This window comes from Streptomyces afghaniensis, from assembly GCF_044327915.1.
GTDB lineage: Bacteria > Actinomycetota > Actinomycetes > Streptomycetales > Streptomycetaceae > Streptomyces > Streptomyces afghaniensis.
Genome location: NZ_JBIRGJ010000001.1, coordinates 1081495 through 1103214, shown reverse-complemented (window position 1 = coordinate 1103214; position 21720 = coordinate 1081495). Strand labels below are relative to the sequence as shown.

General features: G+C 72.2%; 18 protein-coding genes. 6 read left to right on the top strand and 12 right to left on the bottom strand.

Annotated elements, in window-relative coordinates; translation table 11 throughout:
* The first annotated feature begins 79 nt into the window (after window positions 1–79).
* Together ACH4G3_RS04540 and ACH4G3_RS04535 are read left to right on the top strand one after the other, a co-directional pair.
* Window positions 80–1039 carry an ATP-binding protein gene (locus ACH4G3_RS04540; RefSeq protein ID WP_397623047.1) on the top strand — a complete coding sequence of 320 codons (960 nt, stop codon included), beginning with the start codon at window positions 80–82 and terminating at the stop codon, window positions 1037–1039.
* 22 nt (window positions 1040–1061) lie between these two features.
* Entirely contained in the window at window positions 1062–1454 is a 393-nt protein-coding gene (locus ACH4G3_RS04535; RefSeq protein WP_397623046.1) for an SCO5389 family protein, read from the top strand.
* 13 nt (window positions 1455–1467) lie between these two features.
* Here the strand turns inward: ACH4G3_RS04535 and ACH4G3_RS04530 are convergent, their stop codons facing one another.
* Complete coding sequence (locus tag ACH4G3_RS04530) at window positions 1468–2010, bottom strand: hypothetical protein (protein ID WP_397623045.1); 543 nt, start codon at window positions 2008–2010, stop codon at window positions 1468–1470.
* Window positions 2011–2199: 189 nt separating this feature from the next.
* Between ACH4G3_RS04530 and ACH4G3_RS04525 the strand changes: the two genes are divergently transcribed.
* Entirely contained in the window at window positions 2200–2811 is a 612-nt protein-coding gene (locus ACH4G3_RS04525; RefSeq protein ID WP_397623044.1) for an HD domain-containing protein, read from the top strand.
* A 159-nt stretch (window positions 2812–2970) separates the two neighbouring features.
* Window positions 2971–3198, top strand: a complete 228-nt coding sequence (locus tag ACH4G3_RS04520) for a hypothetical protein (RefSeq protein ID WP_397623043.1) — start codon at window positions 2971–2973, stop codon at window positions 3196–3198.
* A 118-nt stretch (window positions 3199–3316) separates the two neighbouring features.
* Here the strand turns inward: ACH4G3_RS04520 and ACH4G3_RS04515 are convergent, their stop codons facing one another.
* From ACH4G3_RS04515 to fusA, 3 genes are all read right to left on the bottom strand, one after another.
* Complete coding sequence (locus ACH4G3_RS04515; protein ID WP_397623042.1) at window positions 3317–5242, bottom strand: GmrSD restriction endonuclease domain-containing protein; 1926 nt, start codon at window positions 5240–5242, stop codon at window positions 3317–3319.
* 120 nt (window positions 5243–5362) lie between these two features.
* Window positions 5363–6226, bottom strand: a complete 864-nt coding sequence (locus tag ACH4G3_RS04510) for an alpha/beta fold hydrolase (protein ID WP_397623041.1) — start codon at window positions 6224–6226, stop codon at window positions 5363–5365.
* Between the two features lie 192 nt (window positions 6227–6418).
* A complete protein-coding gene (gene fusA, locus ACH4G3_RS04505; protein WP_397623040.1) occupies window positions 6419–8461 on the bottom strand; it encodes an elongation factor G in 2043 nt (680 codons plus the stop codon).
* Window positions 8462–8998: 537 nt separating this feature from the next.
* Here fusA and ACH4G3_RS04500 point away from each other — a divergent pair.
* Window positions 8999–9382 carry a DUF6083 domain-containing protein gene (locus ACH4G3_RS04500; protein ID WP_397623039.1) on the top strand — a complete coding sequence of 128 codons (384 nt, stop codon included), beginning with the start codon at window positions 8999–9001 and terminating at the stop codon, window positions 9380–9382.
* Window positions 9383–9393: 11 nt separating this feature from the next.
* Here ACH4G3_RS04500 and ACH4G3_RS04495 read toward each other — a convergent pair whose 3' ends face one another.
* From ACH4G3_RS04495 to ACH4G3_RS04460, 8 genes are all read right to left on the bottom strand, one after another.
* Window positions 9394–10308: a YceI family protein gene (locus ACH4G3_RS04495; protein ID WP_397623038.1), complete on the bottom strand. Its 915-nt coding sequence runs from the start codon at window positions 10306–10308 to the stop codon at window positions 9394–9396.
* 131 nt (window positions 10309–10439) lie between these two features.
* Window positions 10440–11282, bottom strand: coding sequence for an NAD(P)H-binding protein (locus ACH4G3_RS04490; protein WP_397623037.1), 843 nt, complete (start codon window positions 11280–11282; stop codon window positions 10440–10442).
* Window positions 11283–11369: 87 nt separating this feature from the next.
* Complete coding sequence (locus ACH4G3_RS04485; RefSeq protein ID WP_397623036.1) at window positions 11370–12659, bottom strand: patatin-like phospholipase family protein; 1290 nt, start codon at window positions 12657–12659, stop codon at window positions 11370–11372.
* Complete coding sequence (locus tag ACH4G3_RS04480; protein ID WP_397623035.1) at window positions 12656–13735, bottom strand: ComEC/Rec2 family competence protein; 1080 nt, start codon at window positions 13733–13735, stop codon at window positions 12656–12658. Before ACH4G3_RS04480 ends, ACH4G3_RS04485 begins: the two co-directional genes overlap by 4 nt.
* Before the next feature lie 28 nt (window positions 13736–13763).
* Window positions 13764–15575, bottom strand: a complete 1812-nt coding sequence (locus ACH4G3_RS04475; protein ID WP_397623034.1) for a S8 family serine peptidase — start codon at window positions 15573–15575, stop codon at window positions 13764–13766.
* Window positions 15576–15862: 287 nt separating this feature from the next.
* Window positions 15863–16948 carry a maleylacetate reductase gene (locus ACH4G3_RS04470; RefSeq protein WP_397623033.1) on the bottom strand — a complete coding sequence of 362 codons (1086 nt, stop codon included), beginning with the start codon at window positions 16946–16948 and terminating at the stop codon, window positions 15863–15865.
* Window positions 16945–17814 carry an intradiol ring-cleavage dioxygenase gene (locus ACH4G3_RS04465; RefSeq protein ID WP_397623032.1) on the bottom strand — a complete coding sequence of 290 codons (870 nt, stop codon included), beginning with the start codon at window positions 17812–17814 and terminating at the stop codon, window positions 16945–16947. Before ACH4G3_RS04465 ends, ACH4G3_RS04470 begins: the two co-directional genes overlap by 4 nt.
* A 54-nt stretch (window positions 17815–17868) precedes the next feature.
* The gene (locus tag ACH4G3_RS04460; protein ID WP_397623031.1) at window positions 17869–19641 is read right to left on the bottom strand and encodes an FAD-dependent oxidoreductase; all 1773 of its coding nucleotides are present in this window, start codon (window positions 19639–19641) and stop codon (window positions 17869–17871) included.
* A 154-nt stretch (window positions 19642–19795) separates the two neighbouring features.
* Here ACH4G3_RS04460 and ACH4G3_RS04455 point away from each other — a divergent pair, with 154 nt between their 5' ends.
* Window positions 19796–21616, top strand: a complete 1821-nt coding sequence (locus ACH4G3_RS04455) for a sigma-54-dependent Fis family transcriptional regulator (protein ID WP_397623030.1) — start codon at window positions 19796–19798, stop codon at window positions 21614–21616.
* Window positions 21617–21720 lie beyond the last annotated feature (104 nt).

The following is a 21720-nucleotide window of genomic DNA, read 5'->3' as shown; positions in this document are numbered from 1 at the left end:
AGCAAGCAATTTGACAGCGGCGACGATCACTCCCTAAACCTAACCACATGACATTCATTTTCAAAACGGCGGAGCGGTCGTGAGGGTCGCGTTCGTCGGCAAGGGCGGCAGCGGCAAGACCACGCTGTCGGCACTCTTCTCCCGCCACCTGGCGCGCTCCGGCGCCCCGGTCCTCGCCATCGACGGCGACATCAACCAGCACCTGGCCGAAGCGCTCGGCGGCGAGGAGGAGTCCGCCCCTCCCCTGGGCCGGCACCTGGCCGAGATCAAGGACTTCTTGCGCGGCACGAACCCACGCATCACCTCCCGTGAGGCGATGATCAAAACGACTCCCCCGGGACGCGGCTCCCGTCTCCTGCGTCCACTCGGCGACGACGAACTGCACGCCCGGCACGTCGGCCGGGCGGGCGGCGTGCCGCTGATGGTCACGGGCGAGTTCGACGAGTCCGACCTGGGCGTGGCCTGCTACCACTCCAAGCTGGGCGCGGTCGAGCTGTACCTCGGCCACCTGGCCGACGGACCCGGCGAATACGTCGTGGTCGACATGACGGCGGGCGCGGACGCCTTCGCCTCGGGCCTGTTCACCCGCTTCGACATCACCTTCCTGGTGGCGGAACCCACCCGCAAGGGCGTCTCCGTCTACCGCCAGTACCGCGAGCACGCGGAACAGTTCGGCATCCGCATCGCGGTCGTCGGCAACAAGGTGACCGGCGAGGACGACCTCCTCTTCCTCAAGGAACAGGTGGGCGACGATCTCCTGACCTACCTGGTCCACTCCCCCTGGGTCCGCGCGGCCGAGCAGGGCCGCACCGAGGGCGGCCCGGACGCGCTGGACTCCCTGGAACCGCACAACCGCCACGCCCTCACCATCCTCCGTGAGGCCGTCGACTCCCACCCCCGCGACTGGGACCGGCTCCACCGCCACGCCGTCGAGTTCCACCTGCGCAACGCCCGAGCGTGGGCGGACGCCCGCACGGGCGAGGACCTGGCGGCGCAGGTCGACCCGGACTACGTCCCGGGCACCGGGCCCACCCCCTGACCAGACAGGACGACACTCCCCCATGTCTCTCGACGTCTCCCCGAAGCTCCTCGCCGAAGCCGAGCAGGGCGACATCCGTGAGGAGGACTTCGTGGACACGGTCCGCACGTCCCTCCCCTACGCCTACGACCTGATCGCCTCCCTCGCCACCGAACTCCACGACGGCCGGTCCGACTTCACCGACAACCAGACCCCTCCCCCGTCGGAACAGGAGCGCGGCCAACTCCTGCGCGCCCTCGCCAGCGACGCGATCCGCACCAGCCTGGAACGCCACTTCGGCATCACGCTGGCCTTCCAGAACTGCCACCGCGTGGCGGCGTTCCGCCCGGAGGCGCGGACCGGGGAGAGGTACGCGCGCTTCACCTCCGCGCGGTCCCAGATCCTGAACCAGTCCCCGGAGTTCAGGGACTGCTGACGCACCGCACCGGCTACTCGATCCCCGTGGCATCGAGTAGCCGGACCACGTCCTTGCGCCCGTATCCGAGCAGTCTGGCGCGGTCAGCGGCCATCAGCACCAAGTGCGCGACGATCTTCGCCGCGTATCCGTTCTTGTTGTCCGCGTCGAACCATTCCTGGGGCTTCTCGACACCCAGGCTGTTCATCACCAGCCCGTGCTCTCGGCGGACCTCCGCGACGGTACCGGCGACCGCGTCCATGAGCGTCTTCCCCGGCCGCTCGCACTCCAGGGCGAAGCAACCCCAGTCGACCGGCACGCAACCCTCCGGCGGACGCGCCTGGAGCCCCGCATACCTCTCGTCCCCGAACCCGGAGGCCCGGAACTCGTCGTGCACCAAAGAGAACCGATGGAACCCTGGTGGAACCGGAGGCGGTGGAGGCGTGTACTCCCATCCGGCGTCCTCGTACAACTGCCTCTTCACCTCTTCTTCTTCGGCATGCGTCACGGTGAAGCCGTTGGCTTCGTTGCGCCCGGTCGTCGTGCCGTCGGGGTTGCGGTGGAAGTGCAGGCTCATGGTGTGCTCCCGCTGCCGTGATGACATTGGACGAGAGGTCCCCGTCACCAGCTCGAACGGCCCGCGAGGCCGGCCTGTGCCCGCTGTGCCGCAGCATCACCCGATCGCGTGGAAACAGGCGGCATGGGAACTGGCCGACCAATGAGAACTGGCCGACCAAGTGGGATCGGCGGTTGTTACGCTCTTCCGGTGAGGATTCCGGGCCCCGCAGAGATCCAAGCGCTGCACGAGAAGCACGCGCCCACCGCCGAGGCGTTCGCGCTCGTCCACACGCACTGCGAGATCGTCTGGGGAGTCGCCGAGCAGCTCCTCTCCGCGCCCCACCTCGCTCACCTCGATGCCGAACTGGTCCGCGCGGGCTGCCTGCTTCACGACATCGGCGTCTACCGCCTCTACGGGGACGACGGACGGCTGGACCACGAGAATTACATCCGGCACGGACTACTCGGCCACGAGATCCTCGAAGCGGAGGGTTTCCCCGAGACTCTCCGCCGCTTCTGCTCCCACCACACCGGGGTGGGACTCACGCGCCACGACATCGTGAGCCAGGGGCTGCCCCTCCCGCCCGCCGACTACCTTGCGGTGACGGAGGAGGAGAGGCTGGTGATGTACGCCGACAAGTTCCACACCAAGTCCAGGCCGTCGGCGTTCCTCTCCCCCGACGAATACGCCGCCCATGTCCGCCGCTTCGGCGAAGACAAGGTGAGCGCCTTCCAGAGCCTGCGCGCGGAGTTCGGCGACCCGGATCTCACCGGGCCGGTGCCGTGCGGCGACAGCATCCAGCGGGTGGCCGGGCCGTAGGCGTCCGGGGCGCTCGGTGAGCACACGTGCCGTGTCCGAGGGCGTGTGGCAGAGGTACTCGTCGTGCGCCCACGTCGGCGTCTCTGCGAACATGGCCCACCGCACCGGGCGGGCGCACTCCACCGCGATCGCCCACCATGTCTGAGGAGCGGCAAGACAATGACCGAAGCGACACCGGCCACCAGTCAGCGCGCCGACCTCGAGCAGGCGGTGCGGACGTACGGCGGCTACTGGGACACCGAACGAGGCCTGCGCACGCTGCGCGACGCCGGGCACGAGCCGCGGGACAAGCACACCCGCCGGATCCTCCGGGACCTCGCGCAGGAGGGACTCCTCACGAAGGTAGCGGACCGGCCGGTCCGCTACCTCGCGGTGCAGGCGGAGTGAGGACGTCGAGCGCCGTGCTCGGTCCGGGCACACGGCGCACCGGGTCGTGCCGTCGGTGGCGACGCGCGCCTCGGCTCGGTCATCCTGCGGATGCGCAGTTCAGTAGAGGGGCTGTTCGCTAACGGATGCTCTGCAGCAGTTGCCCCGTGGCAGTGACGGTCCAGAACGACCATCCGTTGCGATTGGGATTGACGTGCGGGTTGAGGGCGTGCACCACGGCGACTGCCGCCCCGCTGGGAGTCTCGTACTCGCCGCGGCCAGGCCCGGAGGGAATCGTCACCGTGCGGGACGAGGGGTCGTAGTAAGCGTTGGTACGCCGGCCCTCGTAGTCCGCGTGGATCTCGACCCCCTGCTCCGTACGAAGCTCTTGGACTTCCGCCCCGATCAAAGTGGGCGCGGCCGGGTCCTCCGCGATCAGCTCCTCGTCGGCAGGCAGCTCGTCGGTGTCCCGGTGGGCGGTCTGCGCGTCGTAGCGGGGAAGCCCCAACAGCTCGTTGAGGACGTTGGCCAGCATGCGCCGGCGTGCGGCCAGGAAGTCGGGGAAGCGGTCGAGGGACCACAGCTCCGGTTCCGCGGGGATCCACTGTTCGGCCAGGCGTTCCGACGCGATCTCCGCCATGTACTGGGCGGGCAGCCTCGCGGAGATCATCTTGTTGGTCTGGCCAGTGACGAAGGCCAGGTTGGCGAGGCTGTTCCACTCTTCCTTCGCGTACGTCCCCTGAACCCGGGCGCGCGGGAACACGTGGTGGAACTCGATATTGGCACCGGTGTTCATCGGCTGGTCACTGATGGCGATGTTGGTCGCCCAGTCCCGTGCCGTGCCCCGCAGCGCGGCGATGTAGAGCAGTTTGAAGAAGGGGTGCGTGGAGTACTTCTGCTCCAGATCCCTCGGGTGCAGGGCGCTGTCCAACGAGCGGGTGCCGGAGGCCCGGCGGATGAGCTCGGCGAACAGGCCCTCACCCTCGCGCGACTTGATCAGCCTGGCCTCCGCATCGAGCTTGCCCTCCACCTGCAGTGAGTAGTGGCTGAACGCCATCGCCGTGTACACCCAGCGGCGCAACAACTGGGCCTCTCCTGGACGCAGCTTGCCGTCCCGGTGGTGCAGCAGCAGGGCGGGCACGATCGTGACGTTCGGCGACGAGAGCACCTCGGACCGGGGAATCGAGCACTCGCCCTTCAGGAAGTCGATGGCGAAGCGCAGGGCCCTCTCGGTGTCCTGCCAGGCCTCCTTCAGAGCGGCTTCGTCCACCTCGGCCCCGATGAGCTTGATGTGATGGGCCCCGGTTCCCGCGAGGAGACTCATGAGGCGCAGGACGGCTTCCCTGTTCAGGGCGAAGTTGCTGTCCTGCAGTTCCTGGTGGAAGGAGTCCATGGTGTCCAGGCCGTCCGCCCAGCGAGCCGCGATGGCGCTGTACACGAGGTCGCCCTTGGACAGCCGTCGGCCGCCCTTGTTCAGTCGGGCGAAAAGCTCGGCGACCTCCTCGTAGTCGTCCGACTCGTAGGTGATGACGGCGATTTGGTGATGCCGGATGTTGTTCACCTTCTGCATCCGTCGAGTCCACGCGTCGAAGTTCGGATCGTCGAGCGGCACCCCCGCCTTGAGGAGGACCTGATAGAACTGCACGTTTTCCTGCAGCAGCGTCGATACCGGGATCAGCAGCGGATCCTTGCGCTGTACGGCGCTCGGGTTGACGAACTCCTCGGTACGCACGTCGAAGCGCAGGTCGATGAGCCGGCCGTCGGCCTTCGACTCAGGCCGGTACACCCAGGCGAGGGAGGTCAACCGCTGCTGTCCGTCCAGCAGATAGAGAGGCTGGTGCTTCGACTTGTCGGCCTGGACGACAGCAGCGGTCTTGAAGGGGACGGTCAGGTTGGTCTTCCACAGCAGCAGGGCACCGACCGGGTAACCACGGTAGAGGGAATCGAAAAGATCACGTACATCAGGCCGCATCCAGACGAAGTCGCGCTGGATGGAAGGAATGACGACCCTGCCCTGCAGCAGGTTCTCGACCTGAGAAACAATCTTGTCGTTTTCCAGCCCCATGCTGCCGCCCCCAACGTGCGAGTGATCTACAGCACACACCATAACTGCCGTCGCGGTCCGCGGTCTTGTCCGCTATACCGGCCGCACAGGTGGACCCCGAGCACGTCCCGACGCCCGGCTTCAGGGACCGCCGACACCATCGGTCTCATCCAGGAAGGCCGCCAGGGCCGTCACGAACAGCTCCGGATCGTCCCTCCACGGGAAGTGCCCCGCCCCGCCCTGCACGACCAGCTCGGCTCTCGGGAACAGCCCCGCGTACTCCTTCATCACACGCTCGGGTGCCGCCACGTCGTACTCCCCGGCGAGGACGAGCACCTGCGAGGGGAACGCGGCAAGGGCGGTCCGGGTGCCGTCGGGGTCGAAGGCGCCGTCGGAGGCGTACAAGGCGGCGGCCTCGTCGTTGCGCTGTCGCTGCTCCGCCGCGCGGAAGGCCCGGGCCTCGTCGTCCCAGCGGCCGTACCAGAACGGGGCGACGGCGTCCCAGTCGCCGTCGGTCGCGCGGCCGGCCGTGATGGCCTCCATGGACGCGTACGCCGGGGCGAACCACGGTTCGTCCCGGCGCAGGCGTGCCGTCTCCAGGCGGTCCTCGGCGGTGATGCCGAGGCCGACGGCGAAGACACTGGGCGTGATCAGGGCGAGCCGGTTCACGCGGTCCGGATGGCGGGTCGTGTACAGCGCGGCCAGATTGGCCCCGGCGGAGTGCACGAGCAGGTCCAGCCGCTCCAGACCCAGCTCTTCGCGCAGCGCCTCGACATCGGCGACCTGCCGGTCGCAGCGGTACGACGCCGTGTCCCGGGGCGCGGCCGAACTGCCGGTCCCCCGGAGGTCCAGCCGGATCAGGGTGCGGTGGGCGGTCAGGCCGCCCAGGTCGCCCAGGTAGACCGAGTCCTGCATCGGACCACCGGGGAGACAGACCAGAGGCGGTCCGTCCCCCGTCGCGTGGTAGGCGAGGGTGGTGCCGTCGGGAGCGGTGAAGGTGGGCATGGGGGCGAGGTTCGCAGGGGGTGGAGGCCGGGGCAACCGGATATCCGCCGGATGTCAGCCGTCAACGGTGGTGTCCTGCCCATGAACGGGCCGGTCGGCCCTCCTCTTCCGGGAGGGCCGACCCCTTCCGGGGAGGGCCGACCGCTTCCGAGGAGGGCCGACCGCTTCCGAGGAGGGCCGACCGCCGTCCCGCTACCGCACCGGCGTCGCGACCGGCGCCGGCGCGTAGCCGGTGGGCCGGGCCGTGAAGGTGCCACGGCCCTGGGTGCGGCTGCGCAACCGGGTCGCGTAGCTGAAGAGTTCGGCCAGCGGCACGGTGGCCGTGACGACCGCCGCGCCCGCCCGGGTGACCGAGCCGGTCACCCGGCCGCGCCGGGCGGCGAGGTCGCCGAGCACGCCGCCCACCGCGTCCTCGGGCACGGTGACCGTGACCTCGACGACCGGCTCCAGCAGGACCATCGCGCAGGCGCGCAGGGCCTCGCGCAGGCCGAGCCGGCCTGCCGTGCGGAACGCCGTGTCCGAGGAGTCCTTCACATGGGTCGCCCCGTCGGTGAGCGTGACGCGCAGCCCGGTCACCGGGTGCCCGCCGAGCGGCCCTTCCGCGAGGGCGTCCCGGCAGCCGGCCTCGACCGCCCGGACGTAGTCCTGCGGCACGCGACCGCCGACGACGGCCGAGCGGAACGCGAACCCGCCCTCCTCGTACGGCTCCACGTCGAGGACGACATGGGCGAACTGCCCCGCCCCGCCGTCCTGCTTGACGTGCCGGAACACCAGACCGGACACGCCCCGGGCTACGGTCTCGCGGTAACTGACCCGAGGACGCCCGACGTTGACCTCCAGGCCCAGTTCGCGCCGGAGTTTCTCCACCGCCACCTCCAGGTGCAGTTCACCCATGCCCGACAGCACGGTCTGCCCGGTCTCCGGGTCGGTCCGCACGACCAGCGAGGGATCCTCCTCGGTCAGCCGGGCCAGCCCGGACGCCAGCCGGTCGGTGTCGCCGGCCCCGCAGGACTCGACCGCGACCGACACCACCGGCTCGGGCACGCCCGGCGGTTCCAGCACGAGCGGGGCGTCCGGCGCGCACAGGGTCGAGCCGGCGCGGGCCGACTTGAGCCCGACGACGGCGACGATGTCCCCGGCGACCGCCCTGTCCAGCGGTGCGTGCCGGTCGGCCTGGACGCGCAGGATGCGGCCGATGCGCTCGGTGCGCCGCGCGCTCGCGTCCCACAGGGTGTCTCCCTTCTCGATCGTCCCGGAGTAGATCCGGAGGTAGGTCAGCCGGCCCGTCGCCGTGGCGTGCACCTTGAACGCGAGAGCGGCCGTCGGTGCGTCCGGGTCGGCGGGCCGCTCCTGCTCGTCGCCCTCGTGGGTGCCGCGGACCGGCGGCACGTCCAGGGGCGACGGCAGGTAGGCCACCACCGCGTCGAGCAGCGGCTCCACACCGCGGTTGCGGTACGCGGACCCGCACAGCACGACCACGCCGTCGCCGTCCCGGGTGAGGTCCCGCAGCGCCGCGGAGAGAGTCCGCTCACCGAGCGTGCCCGTCTCGCAGAACTCCTCCAGGGCGCCCGGATGGAGTTCCGCCACGGCCTCCTCCAGCGCCCGGCGGCGTGCCAGGGCCTCGTCCCGGAGGCCGTCCGGCACCGGCACTTCCGCGACCGCATCGCCGTCGGCCCACAGCAGGGCGCGCAGGCGTACGAGGTCGACGACTCCGGTGAAGGTGTCCTCCGAGCCGATGGGCAACTGCACGACCAGCGGGGCCGGGTGCAGCCGCTCCCGGATCGAGGCGACGGCCGCGTCCAGGTCGGCGCCGGCGCGGTCCATCTTGTTGACGAACGCGATCCTCGGTACGCCGTGCCGGTCGGCCTGCCGCCACACCGACTCGCTCTGCGGCTCCACCCCGGCCACCGCGTCGAACACGGCCACCGCGCCGTCGAGCACGCGCAGCGCACGCTCCACCTCGTCGGCGAAGTCGACGTGTCCCGGGGTGTCGATCAGGTTGATCCGGTGACCGTCCCAGGCGCAGCTCACCGCCGCGGCGAAGATGGTGATACCCCGGTCCCGCTCCTGCGGGTCGAAGTCGGTGACGGTCGTGCCGTTGTGGACCTCGCCGCGCTTGTGCGTGGTTCCGGTGGCGAACAGGATCCGTTCGGTGACGGTGGTCTTGCCGGCGTCGACGTGGGCGAGGATGCCGAGGTTGCGGACGGCGGCGAGCGGGTTGTGGTTGGTGCGCACGGCCCAGGGCCTTTCGAGGCGATCGGGAAAAGGGGCAGCGCGATTCCGGGAGAGGCGGATGTGCAGACGTGCCTCAGCTCACTGACGTCATGTCAGCGAGCTGAGGCGCTCTTCAGGCGTTCGTCCCGGCCATCCGGCGCCGGCCGCGCAGCGGGCACCGGAGCGACGAGGACACGAGGATCACCTCGTAGCGCGGCAGGGAGACGGTGGCAGCGGTGCGGTCACGCATGGCCGTCTCCCTTCGTTCGTCACGACGGTGCACCGCCCGGGTCGTGGGCGGCGCGGGTACGTGCGTGAGTGTAGGGAGGGCGCGGGGAAGGGTGCCAGGGATTATTCCGACGTGACGGGGGCGGGAGGCCCGGACCCCCCACCCCCGCCGGGACTCGGGACCGTTGTGTCCCGGCCGCCGGAGGTTCGCCGGTGGTTGCTGGTTGCACCTGCCGAGCCTCGCTTCATCCCTGTGGTGTCATCACGCCTCGGATTCCTCGTCCGGTTCGCGCTCTACTCGCCGGGCCGGTGACTGCGGACGCTGGCCCTATGGGGGCTTCTGATGACGGGCCGCGCCGATTACAGGTCGGCCAATACGCGTGTCCGCTGTGCCGGTTGCCGCAGGACCGGGTGGCGACCCTGGAGCAGGACTGGGTTCTGCTGGAGCCGGGGGTGACGGTCCTGGCGCATCTCGTGCCCGCGGAGCACCGCTGGATCGAGCTGTCGGACGGCCGGGTCACGGTGTACGGCGTGTGCCCGCCGGACGGATCCCAGCGGTGCCGGATCGAGCATCGGCTGGCGTGTGCGAAGCAGCCGTTGCCGGATCTCTGGCCCTGGCTGACGGCGCTGCGGAACGAGAACGCCCGGGCGGCGGAGCGGCGATCCGGCCCGGAACCGTCGCGGCCGCCGGAGGTGTGGCCGGACGCCGGGTAGGTGCCGGACCGCTACTCCGGCGGTGTCGGGGTGTCGTGGGTGCGATACATCGCCTGGACATCCAGTTCCAGTTGCACCGTGGGGCCGACCACCGCGATGCCCCGGGCCAGCATGGAACGCCAGTTGAGCGTGTAGTCCTCGCGGTGCAGTTCCGCCGTGGCCAGGGCCGCGCAGCGCAGTTCCTCGCCGTAGCCGCCGTTCACGGTGCCGAGGTAGGTGGTGTCCAGGGCCACCGAGCGGCTCACGCCGTGCATCGTGAGGGAGCCCAGCAGCGACCACTTGCTGCCGCCCCGGTAGGCGAAGCGCGTGCTCGTGAAGTCGATGTACGGGAAGCGCTCGACGTCCAGGAAGTCGGCGGACCGCAGGTGGTTGTCGCGGGTGGTGTTGCCGGTGGTGATGCTGGCGGCGTCGATGCGGACGCGCACGCGGGAGTCGGCCATGTCCTGGGCTATCTGGATGCCGCCGTCGAAGCGTTCGAAACGGCCGTGCACATGGGCCATGCCGACGTGCTTGGCGATGAACCGGATCGCGGTGTGCGGCGGGTCGAAGAGCCAGGTGCCGGGCGTCGGCAGCTGGAGCGCCTCGGCCGGTTGCAGCCAGACCCGCTCGGTGGGCGTCGAGATGCCCGCGGCCGTCTCGATCGTCTCGCGGTGCGGCCGCAGGCCCTCGGCCGAGATGAGGACGCTGTACCGGCCGGGCGGCAGCGCGGCGAGGAAGTAACCGTAGGGGTCGGTCGTGCCGCGGGCGGCCACCCGGTGCGTGTCCAGGGCGGTGACGGTGACGTCCGCGGCGGCCAGGGGCGAGCCCATCGGGTCGACCACCTCGCGGGCGACGGCACCCGCACCGGGCGGCAGGGGGAGGGCGAGGCCCGCCGCCGCGGCCGAGGCGCTCTTGTGCCGCCGACGCCTGAGCAGTGCGAGGGCCATGTCGTTCACCTTTCCTCAGCGGCCGCCGGCGGCGATTCGGCGCACGCCGCCGGCCGCAGCTTGCTACGGTCACACCCCCTTGTCGATCTTGAAGGACCGTTCCGTACGGCGGGTGTCTCAATACGAGACAGTCAGGACCGCTCCCGGAAGGCGTCCGCGTGCTCGGCGGCCCACTGGGCAAAGGTGCGCGCCGGGCGGCCGGTGACCTTCTCGACGGTGCCGGCGACCGTGCGGCCCACCTCCGGGGTGTTCCCGTACGCCTCGAGCAGGAAGCCGATGACATCCTCCGGCAGGCCCGCCGCCCGCCATCCCTCGACGGCCTGCTCCTCGGTCAGCTCGACGAGGGCGATCTCCCGTCCTGCCGCCTCGGCGATCGTCTTCACCTTGTCGCCGACGGTGAGCACTTCGGGGCCGGTGATCACGTACGCCTGGCCCCCGTGGCCCTCCTCGGTCAGCGCGACCGCGGCGACGGCACCGATGTCGCCCTCGTGGACCATCGCGCTCAGCCGGTCCACGAACGGCTCCCGCACCTCGCCCGAGGCCGCGATCCCGTCCGCCCACTCCAGGGCGTTGGCCATGAACTCGACCGGCATGAGCACGGTCCAGTCGACACCGTCGTCGGCGCGCACCGCGTCCTCCAGCGGGGTCGGCCCGCCGCCGTGCAGCACGGTGACCCGGCGGACACCGGCCGCGCGGGCGAGTTCCAGGATCCGCGGGCCGGTCTCCAGCGGGCTGAAGGCGGCACCGCCGAAGGTGATCAGGTGCAGCCCGGTGGCCCCCTCGAGGGCGGGGGCCAGGCCGTCCGGTGCGGTCAGGTCGCCCTCGACGACCTCGACACCGGCCGGAAAGGCGGCCTTCGCCGCGTCGCGCGTCAGAGCACGCACCTCGTGGCCCCGGGCGAGCAGCTCGGCGACTACCTGACGGCCGACGGTTCCGGTGGCGCCGGTGACAAGAATCTTTCGCGTCTGGGTCATGCCCCGACCCTAGGAAGACTTGCGGTCACCTTCTGTCCGCGAGTCCTGGGCCGGACCGGTGTCGCGCCTCCGTCGGTCGACGGAGTGTCACCGTTCCGGCGGGCGCAGCGCTGCCAGGTCGTCCGGAAGCAGCTCGGGGTGGTACGCCGCCAGGGCCGCGCCGCCGAGCCACCAGCCGCGGTGGACCAGAGCCCGGCACAGGCCGGGGTCGAGTCGGTCGAAGACGGTCGGGACGAGGGCGAGGTGCCGGCCGTCGAAGGAGGGGTCTTCGGGGAAGGCCGCGCGCCAGCGGCGCAGGGCGTCCGGGCCGTTTGCCGGGAAGTCGGTGGAGAGCTGGACGAGGACCCCGCGGCGGGCGCCGCGCGGCACTTCACCGTCCGGGCCCGCGGCCCTCGCGCGCTCGAAGCGTTCGACGACGGCACGGGTCCGCAGTGTGGTGCTCTGCCGGTACAGCAGCGAGTTCGCCCGGGCCAGGTCCCGGACCACCGGGACGCGCCCGTACACGCCGGGGCGCAGCAGACCCCCGGCGTTGAGGACGCACAGGAAGGTCTGCCGGTAGCGGTCCGAGTCGATGGCCTCCAGGCCGGTGTTGTCGTACGTACCGCCGTCGAGCAGCGCCGGCGGGTGGGTGGCGCACGGGAAGGGTCCCGGGTCGAGGACGACGGGCGGGAACGCGCCGGGCACGGCCGCGGAGGCCGAGACGGCCCGGCTCAGCCGCAGCCGCGTGCCGGCCGTGGGGGCCAGGCCGATGGTGTAGTCGCCGTACACGTCGCGTTCGAAGGTGAAGCGGGCCCCGGTGGTCAGGTTGGCCGCGTTGACGATCCAGCGCACCTCCGGGTCCAGCCGCTCCAGTTCGGTCTCCCGCAGGAACCACTCGTCCAGGCGCCGGGCCAGGAGGTCCGTCCGGGTCGATGGGCCGAGGGTCCGCCACAGGCCGCCGACGAGGGCACGCTTGAGGGAGCGGGAGGAGACGCGGTCGACGACCGGGGCGACGACCAGCTCGTCGACGGCGTCCGCGGTGAAGTTCTCCCGCCGCAGCGCGGGCCAGGCGGTGGCCAGGAAGCCGTTGGCGACCGAACCGCCGGACACGGACGAGGAGTACCGCAGCCGGGAGAGCAGCCCGGTGTCGGCCAGCAGCCGCACGAAGCCCAGGGCGGCGAGGGTGGCGCGGAACCCGCCGCCGGACAGGGCGAGCGCGACCGGGTGAGCGGTGGCCGGTGGTTCGGCGGGGCGGAGGGTGTCGCCGCAGGGACGCGCCGCGAGGCCGGTGCCGGCGGCGGGCGAGTCCACGGCCCACCGCGGACCGGCGTCCGGCGCGGCGCCGGCCCGGGGCGCGGAAGGTGCGGAAGGGGCGGGGGCCTGCCGGGAGGTGGTCATGGCCGGTCTCCGATCGTGATGAGGAGCGCTTGCTCGGCGGGCGCCCGGACGTCGACGCCGAAGGCGCGGCCCTCGCTCAGTCGCGTCAGTTCCTCCTCGGCGAACGGGATGTGGTTGGTCAGGTGGATGACGTACTCGTCGTCCGGTGCCCGGGACTCGACGAGCCAGCGCAGCGTGTCCTCGCTGGGGTGGTGGTGGCGGACGCCGTCGGCGGATATGACGTAGTGGTCGGCCCGCACCTGCTCGAAGAAGCCCGCTTCGACGTTGCGGTCACTTCCGTGGTGCGGCAGTTTGAGCAGGTCGACGTGGAGGGGTTGCGAGTCGTCGAGCAGGCCCAGTTCGCGCAGTCCGGCCAGGACGCGGTCGCCGCGGGCGTCACCGGTGAGCAGGGCGGTGCGGCCCTCGTGGCGCAGCAGCAGGACGATGCTGGAGAGGTTCGGCACCGACCCGTCGGTGTAGCCCGCGGTGATGACGTCGGGATCGCCGCGCTGTTTCGCCTTGCGCCACCGCTCCTCCAGTTCCTCCAGCGCTTCTTGGTCGGGTGCGACGACCGTCACGTCCAGGTCGTCGAGGACGGCCTCGGCGCCCTCGGTGAGCGGTCCGCCGAACGGGGCGTTGCCCTCCAGGTGCAGCGCAGTCGCCGCGTTGCGGATGTCGCGGCCCTGGTTGTAGCTCGCCCCGACCGCGGCGTCGGTGGCGGCGCGTTCCAGGAGCGGCCGGACGGAGGCGCTCAGCCCGGGGGCGCGCCGGTCGACGAGTTCCTCCACGGAGTTGAACCACAGGGCGTCCACCGCGTACGGCGGGGCGTCCCCGTCCTGCTGGGCCTGCCTCATGTCGCGGAAGAGCCGGACGAGCCCGCCGGCGTGGTCGTCGTCGACGTGGGAGAGGCACACGACGTCGAGGTGCGGCGGGCCGCCGCCGTCCGGTACGCCGAGCTCCTGCAGCCGGCCGCGAAGTGTGGCCCGGTAGACGCCGCTGGGACCGCCGTCGACGAGCATGACCCGCTCGTGCGGTGTGCCCCAGTGGACGAGGAAGCAGTCGCCGTGGCGGGCGTCGAGGAAATCGAAGGTGAGCATGTCGGCTCCTGGCTGGTGGACCGTTCCGTCAGACGGACTGGATGGCACGCAGCACGTCGACGAGCCCATGGCCCTGGAAGTGGCGTTCGCGAGCCAGGTCCGTCGCCGTTGCGCACAGGATCTCCTTCACGCGTTCCGGGCGGCCGAGCAACTCCCGGTGGCGGGCCAGCAGCATGGCCGCGGCTCCGCTGACGTGGGCCGCCGCCTGGCTGGTGCCGTGCATGGCGGAGATGCCCTCGCCGGGGATGGGGCCGTCGATGTCCTCCCCCGGTGCCACCAGGTCGGGCTTGGGCCGCCCGTCGCCGGTGGGGCCACGGCTGGAGAAGTAGCTGACGCCGTGGCGGTGCGGGTTGCTGCGGTGGGTGGAGCCGACGGTGATGACGGACTCCGCGTTTCCGGGGTCGGAGATGCTGATGTCCCGGTAGTCGGCGCCCACGGTCCGCGCGGTGCCGGCGAACCCCGCGTTGCCGGCGGCGGTGACGACCACGACGCCCGACCGTGTCAGGCGGTCGCACTCGACGCACACGGGTGTCCACCCGGTGGAGTGGCTGGCGACGTCGTGCGGGACCGACAGGCTGATGTTGACCCCGGCGATGATGAACCGCCCGGTCTGCTCGTTGATGTGACGGATCGCCTGGAGGGCGGTGACGATGGAGAACTCGTCGCCACCGCCGTCGTCGTCGAGGACCCGGAAGTCGTAGAGCCGGATGCGCGGGCAGATGCCGCGGAAGTCCAGCTCGGGCCAACAGCCGCCGATGATCCCGGCGATGTGGGTGCCGTGCTGGTCGCCGGGCGGTGGCCGTGGGGGCCGCCCCGGGGACGGGGTGGTCTCGACGGACGGCAGCGCGGCCGCCCAGTTGACCAGGCCGTCCACGAGCACGTCGGAGGAGAGTTTGTCCCGTACGCCGGTGAAGTCGAAGGAGCGGGCGATGCGCGTCTCCAGTCGCTGCGGCGTCGGGCCGGTGGTGTCCCAGTCGTGGAAGGCGGGGTGCCGCGGGTCGATGCCGCTGTCGACGACGGCCCAGCCGATGGAGGCGGTGTCGACCGAGAAGACCTGCTCCGCCGCGTCGGCTTTGATCGTACGGCGGGATCGTACGACCGCTCCGGTCGCGGGCCGGTTCGTCGTCACGGAGACGACCGGGTACTTCTGTCTCCGGTCGACCACCCGTCCGACGGGTGCGTGCGGCCGGCGCACGGGGCCGGTGTCCACGACGACGGCGTCCAGCATGTCCACGAGTACGCCAGTCACGGCCCGTTCCCGCGTCTCGTCCCGGGCCAGGTCCGGCCGCGCGTTGCACACGATGCGGTGCAGCAGCCTCAACAGCCAGGTGACGTGGCGGCCGCGCTCCTGGCGGCGTTCCATGCTGTCGTGGATCTCGCTGGTGGCCGGGGTCCTGACGTGTCCGGCGAGGGCCGCTTCGATGCCTTCGGTCCCGCCGCTGCGGGCGAGTTCGTGGGCGACACGCACCGCACCCGCCAGACTGGTCAGGGGCAGGATGTCGCTGACGAGTTCCTTCAGGGTCAGCTGCGCCGCCACGAAGCTGCCGGCGGCGATCGGACGGCACTTCTCCATCAGCCCGCGGCTCCGGAATCGCTCCAGCACCTGCTCGACGCCGTACTCCTCGCGGATCGCGAGAATCAGGTCCTGCCGTCCCCGCTCTTCCGTCCGGGCCACCGCTGCCGGTCCGGCGCCGGCCCCCGGGCCGCCGGCGTCCCCCCGCGAGGACGGCGGCTGGGCGAACGCCAGCCACACGTCGAAGTGCACGGGGCAGTACGTGGCCCACAGGACAGGTACGGGACCCTCCCCGTAGAACACCGCTGAGAGGTCGGCTCGGTCCATGTGGACTCCCGGTGCGCGTGCGTGCGGCCCTGCGCAGGGCGGTGGGGGACGGCGGCAGCGGCCGAGGACCTGATTCCATCCTCAGCCCTGGTCATGGGCGCTGCAACCGCACGGGCCGCCACGCCGGCACCGTCGTTCGGACCTCGGCCACGACGCTCGCGAAGCCCGCCGGAACCGGCCGGGCAAGCCCAGCCGGCTCCGGACCTGCGGGATCCGTGGGCGTGCGGCGGTCCGCCGACACGGCAGGGCGCTGACGCCGTATCAGGCACGGCGCGGTGATGTCGCCCCTAAGCCGTCGCGGGCGGCCCGCCCTCGTACGCCGCCCGCAGCACCGACCGGATCCCCTCCGCCGTCACCTCGCGCGGGTTGGCGTACGGCTCGCCCGCGACCCGGTCGGCCGCGGGTGCCACATCGCTTGCGCGGAGGCCGAGTTCGGCGAGGGAGCGCGGTGCGCCGAGGCGCCCGGCCAGCTCCCACAGGGTGCGGGGCACGTCGTCCGCGCCGAGGGCCCGGCGCAGTACGGCCAGCGCCTGCGGGACGGCCGGGGCGTTGTAGGCGAGGGCGTGGGGCAGCACCACGGTGTGCGTCTCGGCGTGCGGCAGTCCGAAGGTGCCGCCCAGCACGTGGCACACCTTGTGGTGCAGCCCCATCGTGGTCGAACCGAGGCACGAGCCGCACAGCCATGCCGCGTACAGCGCCCGGCTGCGCGCGTCCAGGTCCTTCGGGTCGGCGGCCAGCCGCGGCAGTGCCTCCGCCATGGCGCGGACGCCCTCCTCGGCCATGACCGTGACCAGTGGCGAGGTGTCCGGGGCGTACAGCGCCTCGACGGCGTGCGCGAGGGCGTTGACGCCGCTGGTCACGGTCAGCGGTACGGGCAGGGAGAGGGTGAGCCGGGGGTCGTAGACGACGCTGCGGGGCTGGACGACCGGGTCGCGGCCGGTGCGCTTGGTGCCGTGCTCGGTCAGGCCCCACACGGGGGTCATCTCGGAGCCCGAGTAGGTCGAGGGCACGGCGATCAGCGGCAGTCCGGTGCGCAGGGCGATCGCCTTGCCGAGCCCGATCGCCGAGCCGCCGCCGACCGCGACGCAGCCGTCCGCCCCGGCCGCCCGTACCGCCGCCACGGCCCGGTCGGCGTCCTCGACGGGGACGTGCATCCGGGCCTCGGCGTGCACGCCCGCGCAGGTGTCGCCGAGCGCGTCCGCGACCGCCCGGGCGACGGCTTCGCCCCGGCTGCCGCAGACCACGAGCAGCCGCCGCAGGCCCAGGCGGGCGGCCTCGCCCGGGGTCGCGGTGACGGCCGCGCCGGGCCGGAAGACGACCCGCACGGGCCGGGTCTCGTACGAGAAGTCGTTTCGGAAGCTCTGCAACGTCATGCGGCACGCTCCAGGACGAGGTCGAAGCGGGCGTGCCGGAAGGGGTTCGGCACGCCGAACTCCCGGGCCAGGGACGGGTCGTCGGTCTCCGCGAAGTCCTCGACCAGGCTCTCCTTCACGGCGAACACCGCGTCGGAGTCGAGGTAGTCGCCGCCGGCCACGAAGATGTGCGTGGTGACGGGCGTGTGTCCCTCGGCCGTGGCGATGAAGTGGATGTGCGCGGGACGGTACGGGTGCCGCCCGGTCGCGCGCAGCAGCCCGCCGACCGGGCCGTCGGTGGGGATCGGGTACGGCGCCGGGACGCAGGTGCGGAACCAGAAGCGGCCCTCGGTGCCGGCGGTGAACAGTCCGCGCCCGTTGCCGGCGGGCTGGACGCCGGGCTGCTGGACGTCGTAGAAGCCCTTGTCGTCGGCCTGCCAGACGTCGACGACGGCGCCGGGCAGCGGGGTGCCGTCCTCGGACAGCACCCGGCCGCTGACGACGCACGGTTCGCCGCCGCCCACGAGGTCGATGTCGTCGCCGAGGGCGCGGACCGGCGACTCCGTCATGTGGAAGGGGCCGAGCACGGTCGACTCGGTGGCGCCGGGCGCGCGGTGGCCGTTGACGGTCTCCACGAGCATGGACAGTCCGAGCACGTCCGACAGCAGGATGAACTCCTGCCGGGTGTCGGTGCAGGCCTGCCCGGTCGCCGTCAGGAAGGCGATCGCCCGCTCCCACTCCTCCTGGGTCAGCCGGGTCTCGCGCGCGAAGTCGTGCAGATGGCGGACGAGGCCGGTGAGCAGCTCGCGCAGCCGCGGGTCGGCGGTCCCACGGAGGCTGGCGATGGCCTGCTCGGTGACGCCGGCCCCGGTCGCTTCGGTGGTCATCCCGGCTCCTCGTCGTCGACGTCCGTTGGCTCCGTTGCTTCCATGATTGCGCGCTCAGGCGTGTCCGAGGACAGTCCGCAGCGCGCCCGTGAGCAGTTCGCCGGCGTCCGGTGCCGCGGACGCGTGCCGGAAGGCGACGAAACCGTCGGGGCGCACGAGCAGGGCGCCCGCGTCGGAGATCTCGCTCAGCCGCGCCCAGTCCCCGTACGGATCCTCGTACTCCTGCCCGGGCCCGATCACCACGGTGGCGATCTCCACGTCCTGGGCCGCGGCCGCCCGCACCCAGCCCTCTCCCCCGATGCCGGTCAGCAGGGTGAAGCGGCCGCGGCCGACCGTGTCGAGGGTGGAGAGCGTGCGGGAGCCGGAGGTGATCCAGGCGTGCGGGAGCCGGGCGCCCGGGCGCGAGGACGGCTGGTGGTGCAGCTCGGGGTCGCGGGCGAAGCCGGGGTCGGGCGTGCCGTCCGGGACGATCGCGCCGGAGCGGTAGCGCTGGTTGAGGTCGACGCCGTGCGCGTTGAACTCGTACGCCTTGAAGGCGATCGCCTCACGCAGCTCGGCGCGCTGTTTCCCGGCGGCCTCGGTGCTGTCCTTGCGGGCGGCGATGTTGGCCCAGAGCTGCTCGGGGGTCTGCGGGGAGAGCCCGTCGAGGGCTTCGAAGACCGGGGCGGTCTCGCGGATGGACTGGTTGGCGCGGGTGACGATCTGCCGGCCGATGGGCGCGCGTTCGGCGGTGTAGCTGTCGAGCAGCCTCGGGTGGGCCGTGCCGTCGAGGACGAGCTTGAGCTTCCAGGCCAGGTTGTAGGCGTCCTGGATGGAGGTGTTGGAGCCGAGGCCGTTGGACGGGGGGTGCCGGTGCACGGCGTCGCCGGCGCAGAAGACGCGGCCGTTCGCGTAGCTCTCCGCGTACATCTCGTTGACGGTCCAGGCGGAGGACGATTTGACGGTCACGGGGATGTCGTCGTCGCCGACGAGCCCCCGCACGACGGATTCGGCGTACTCGGTGGTCAGGTCCGGGGCGCCCGCGGTGACGTCGTAGCCCCACACGATCAGCCACTCGGTCCAGGGGCGGACGCAGCGCACCAGGCCGGCCCCGATGCCGCCGACCGTCGCGCCGGGCGCGAGGACCCAGTACAGCGTGGACGGGCGGTGGGCGGTGTACCGGGTGAGGTCGGCCTCGAAGACGATGTTGATGCTGCCGGCGACACCCATCTGGCCGCCCATCGGCAGCCCCGCGTCCGCGGCGACCCGGGACCGTCCGCCGTCGGCGCCGATCAGGTACTTGGCACGGATCTCGTAGGTGTCCCCGCGCAGCCGGTCGCGGACGGTGGCCGTGACGCCGTCTGCGTCCTGGGTGTGGGAGAGGTACTCGGTCTCGAAGCGCAGCCGGGTGCCGCGGGCGACGGCCGCGTTCACGAGGACCGGCTCCATGAGGTGCTGCGGCATGTCGCACATGCGGGTGGGGCTGGCGAGTTCGTGTTCCGCCTGCACGAGCGGGTCGTTGCCCCAGGAGCGCACCCGCCCCAGTTCCTCGCCCGCCAGGCTGGTGCAGAACGTCGTGTTGCCCATCAGGTGCTGCGGGGTGGCCTGGGCGACGACGTCCTGTTCCACGCCGAGGTCACGCAGCACCTCCATGGTGCGCTGGTTGGTGATGTGCGCGCGGGGCGTGTCGGCGAGGCTCGCGTAGCGGGTCACCACGATGTTGGGCACGCCGTAGGTGCTCAGGGCGAGCGCGGCCGAGGCACCGGCGGGGCCGCTGCCCACGATCAGGACGTCGGTCTCGACGACGGTGGACACGGGGCGCTCCTGCGGGAATGACGGGGCGGACATCGAGCGTCCATGATCATGGAGGGGTCCGGCCGGTCGCGGGTGTCTCATTACGAGACACCCGGTGGGTCGGGGTGGGTGAGGGTCCGTGAGGGCGGGGGCTCACGGGACGGCAGTTGTTGCCCGTTCAACCGAACCCGCTACGGTGTTGCATGCCGTGACCACGACCGAGCCTTCTCCCGCAGCCACCGCCCGGCCCTCGCTGCGTCTCGCCCGCGAGCGGTTCCTGTCGGGGTGCCCGCTGCCCGGCGGCGTTCCGGAGGAGGTCGTCGCCGCGTGGCGGCGGGCCCGGTTCTTCGGTGTGCCGCACGACTTGAAGGAACCGGCCGTCGCTCCCTCCCGGCCGGTGGAGTCAGCACTGCTCGGTGCCGCCCGGCCGGTGCTCGACCGGATCGTCCCGGCCCTGGACACGGACCGGTCCCTCCTCGTCCTGACCGACGAGCGGCTGCGCGTGCTGTGGAGCGCGGGGAGGGTACCCGGGCTCGACCCGTGCCCCGTCCTGTCGGAGCAGGAGGTCGGCAACAACAGCGCGGCTCTCGCCCTGCGCACCCGGCGCCGGGCGGAGGTGCACGGACCCGAGCACTTCCTCGACCGGTGGCAGGACGTGTCCGCGGTGAGCGTCCCGGTGCTCGGCCCGGAGGGCGGCCGGGTCGTCGGCACGCTGACCGTCGCGTCGCTCATGCCGGGGCCGGGTGTCGCGCGCTCGCCCCATCCACAGGCGGCACTCGCCGAGGCCGCCGCCTCGGCAGTGGAGACGGAACTGCGTGCGCGGGCGGGGCGGGCTGAGCGGGTGCTGCTGGACGCCTATGTGCGGGCGGCGGGCGGACCGGACCGTGCCGTGGCCGCGCTTGACGGTCGTAACCGCCTGATCAGCGACTCCGCACAGCAGTTGCTGACGCCCGAGGTGCTCGGGGCGCTGGAGCGTACGGCGCTGAGCGCACGGCACGCGGATGCCGTGGGTGAGGTCGGACGGTCCGGGGACACGGGCCCGGCCGAGCCGGCCGAAGTGCGCGACCTGCCAGAACGGGCGGAGCCGGCCGAGCTGCCGGAGGGCGCCGGATGCGTCGCGTGGATCGACCGCGTACGGCTGGACGGCGTGGTCATCGGGATCGTCGCCGTCCTGGAGCCCCTCGCCGGTCCCGCGCCCTCGATGCCGGTGCCGGTGCCGGCTGTGCCGCGCCCGCCCTGCTCGCTCACCGGCTCGTCGGTCCCGTGGCGGCACGCCGCCGGGCGTGCCGTCGAACTGGCCCGCTCGCCGGAGCCGTTGCTGCTGACCGGTGAGCGCGGAACCGGCAAGTCCGCGCTGGCTCTGGACCTGCTCGGCACGGAGGCACGGGCTGCCGTCGAGATCGCCGACGCGGCGCTGGACGCCGGGCTCGACAGGGCCCTGGCCACCTGGCCGGCCGGTCGCCCGCTGCTGCTCCGGCACGCCGAGCGCCTCGCACAGCCCGGCGTGGCCGCGCTCAACTCCCTGCTCGACACCCACCCGGACACCCGGCTGCTGGTCACCTACACGCCCGGCGCGCCGGCCGGCCCCTGCCTCCAGCGCCTGCTGGACAAACTGTCCGCCCGCTCGGTGACCCTGCCCCCGCTGCGGGAACGCACCGAGGACATACGAGAGCTGCTGCCGGCCCTGGCACCACGGCCGGCACCCGGGCAACCGCCGCTGACCTGGACACTGGACGCCCTGCGCGCGCTCGAACGGTACCCGTGGCCCGGGAACGTCACCGAGCTGGCCCATGTCGTCCGGGCCCTCGCGGAGGACCGCCGGATGTCGGGGCCGGTCCGCCGGGCGGAGCTGCCGGACGCCGTGCGGGAAGGCCCGGCCGCGCGGCCCCTCAGCCCGATGGAACACGCCGAGCGCGCCGCGATCCTCGAGGCGCTGCGCCGCCACGGCGGCAACAAGGCCCGCACGGCGGCCGCACTGGGGATCGGCCGGGCGACGCTGTACCGCAAACTGCGGGGCTACCGGGTCTGAGGGGCCGCGCCACGCAGCGCCCGCGGAGAGTCGCGGCACCCCTGGAACACAGAAAAGGTGCCGACCAGAACTGGCCGGCACCTCTCGTGTACCGAAGTCGTGCA